Genomic DNA, 2,501 nt, shown 5'->3' with positions numbered 1-2,501 from the left:
GAAACCGTTCTGTGCCCGCGGCATTATCCCCGACGAGAGGGGGATTTGCCACAACGGCTGATGCCGCGAAAGCAGACGGGTGAATTCCGCGCGGGGCGCGCGGCGGACGACGGAGTGGCAAGCGGCAACGCGGCCTGAAGTCACTCCTCCAGCCGCGGCTGCCACCATACGCCGCCGGCCGCGTGATTCGGCCCAGGACAGTCCACCAATAGTTCCAGCTTATCGACTCCCTGCACATCGAGGTCGAAATCCTGGCGAATGCCGGAGCGTTGCACCGGTGCGCTCGTCCACAACGGCCGGCCATCGCCCAGCACGCGAAACGTCAACGCTGTGGCGGTTTGTCCGAGGGCGCTATCGTCGATGGCCGCGCCGCCCAGGAACCGGCGCACTTTATTCGCCAAGTGGAACACCGCGCTTGCGGTGCCGCCGGGTCCAGGATGCATGAAAAGCCCGTGCGTCGCTCGTTCGCCGGCTATCCTGGTGTGCCCTTCGCGCAGATCGAACGGCGGCCACATACCGGAAACGTCCGATTCCTGGAGATAGTAAAGGAAGTGCCGATCGGGCAAGTGGGGCAGCACTTCTGCAATCCGCTGCTCCGCTCGCGGCCGGTTGATCGGGGTCAGCCGTGAAATAGCGCCGCGGTAGCGATAGGCTGCTCGGGCCCGAAGGCCCTGACGCGCCGTCGGATGCCGTTCGGCGGCGAGCTCCCACCAGGCATCGGCCAACGCTACGAGCGTCGCCGCATCGCTCGGATCGCTGAGTTCAGTACGCGAAAGTGTGACGAGCTCCTCGTTGCCACAACGCGCCAACCAGGGCAGACCTTTCGACCAATCGTTTGCGACGTAGCACAAGTATTCGCCAAGTTGCCGGCGTGCGAAACTCATTTGCGGGTCGCGGCTTGCCAAATCCACCTCGATCCAGCCATCGATGCCGTCGTTGAGGATCCAGTAACCTTGCAACTCGGTCTTTGACGACGTGATGCCGTCGGTGACGCGATCCGCTCGACGCGATTCGTCGGGATACGAACTGGCAATCGCGGAGCAGAGGAATGCCAGATTCTCTCCTTGCGAAATCACTTCGATTTCCGCGAGACCTCCGGAATTTCCGGTACGCTCCTCGATCTCCACGCGCACGCGATCGAAGGCCACCGGCGGCGGCGAAATGGCGACGAACATATCGCGATTCGCTTCCCACGGCACGACGACGTTCGCGTTCCGCCAGACTTCCGAGTCGTTATGCAGTAACACTACCTGGCAACGGACTGTCCCGGAGTTGTTCGACGATCCGTTGTGCTCGTTCCAGAGCACGATGCGCTCGGAGACAACGCCCAACTGGTCGCTCGGTAGCGGCAAGGAAAGATCAACTTCAGCCCAACCCGGGTTGCCGTCCGCCAGCAGCCAGTATCCGTGCCCCATCGATCGCGACGACGTAACGCCGTCGGTCACCTCGTCGGCCGAGAATCGATGGTCGAGGAAGCGATTGCTCCGCGCGGGACAACCCCGGGCAACATTGGCGTTGCCTTGAAACACCTGGATCTCGGAGAGTCCGGCGCCTATGGCATCCGCCCCCTTGCTGACATCCACACGCAAGTGGTCGAATCGAACTTTCGGTAACGGAACGGATACGCTTTGATCTCGGTCTCTTGTCCAGGGGACGACAATCGGCTGCGAATGCCAAACCGTCTCGCCACCGAGGACCAGTCTAATTTCACATTCGTGAGTGCCGCGATCGTTGTGCTCGGCGTTATGCGTATTCCACAGCACGACGCGATCCGCCACCAGACCTAAAGGGCCGGGAAGTTCCAGCGGCGCGATTTCGGACTCGTCGGTCGACGAAGGGAAGTTCAGCGCATTCGGCCTCGGGTCGTTCGCGGCCTCAGCTACCGCGTCATCGACGAGATTGCCCGTTTCAGCAGCTTGCAACGGGGTCGATTGCTGAACCGCCGGTGTTGGGTGTGCGGTCGCCTCGGAATCAATTTCAACATCGTGTGACGACGCTTGTAGTTTGGCATTTCGCATGCCGGCGACGATGAGCCCGAGAATAAGGAGCGCCACGACGCCTCCGCCGGCGATCGCCGCCCATTGCCAGGCGGCCAAGGACTTTCGCCGCGGCTGTTGCATCCAGGCCGGCGGCGGGGCCGACGCGACGGAAGCGGCATGTGCCCACAGTGGGTCGATCGGCGGCGCGGCGGCCACCGGCGGGACGGGACGGGGGGCCGGCTTCGGCCGCGGTTGCTTGCGCTTCAGCTCCGCGTCGTAGGCCGCCCGCTTCTCCTTGTTGGAAACGCAGGCCTCCGCGGCGGCGATTTCGTTCAACAGCCGGGTGGCGTCGTCGGCGTGCTTGCCGGATTGGAAGTTCCGGACGTAGGCGCTCCGCTGCGTGACGGCCGCGCGGATCACGTCGGGGTCCGTCTCCTCCGGCTCGATGGCCAGCAGTTGATAATGCGTCGGCGGCCGGTTGGCCTCGGAAATGCCCAGCCACTTGCGATAAGGATCGAACAT

Annotated in this window: 1 protein-coding gene; it reads right to left on the bottom strand. The window is 63.4% G+C overall.

The features are described from left to right. Nucleotides 1–140: 140 nt before the first annotated feature. Nucleotides 141–2,501 (bottom strand): NPCBM/NEW2 domain-containing protein (locus SGJ19_11815; protein MDZ4780931.1); only part of this gene is annotated, 2,361 nt, incomplete at its 5' end.

The sequence above is a fragment of the Planctomycetia bacterium genome (assembly GCA_034440135.1).
GTDB lineage: Bacteria > Planctomycetota > Planctomycetia > Pirellulales > JALHLM01 > JALHLM01.
This window is presented reverse-complemented; position numbering and strand designations above follow the sequence as displayed.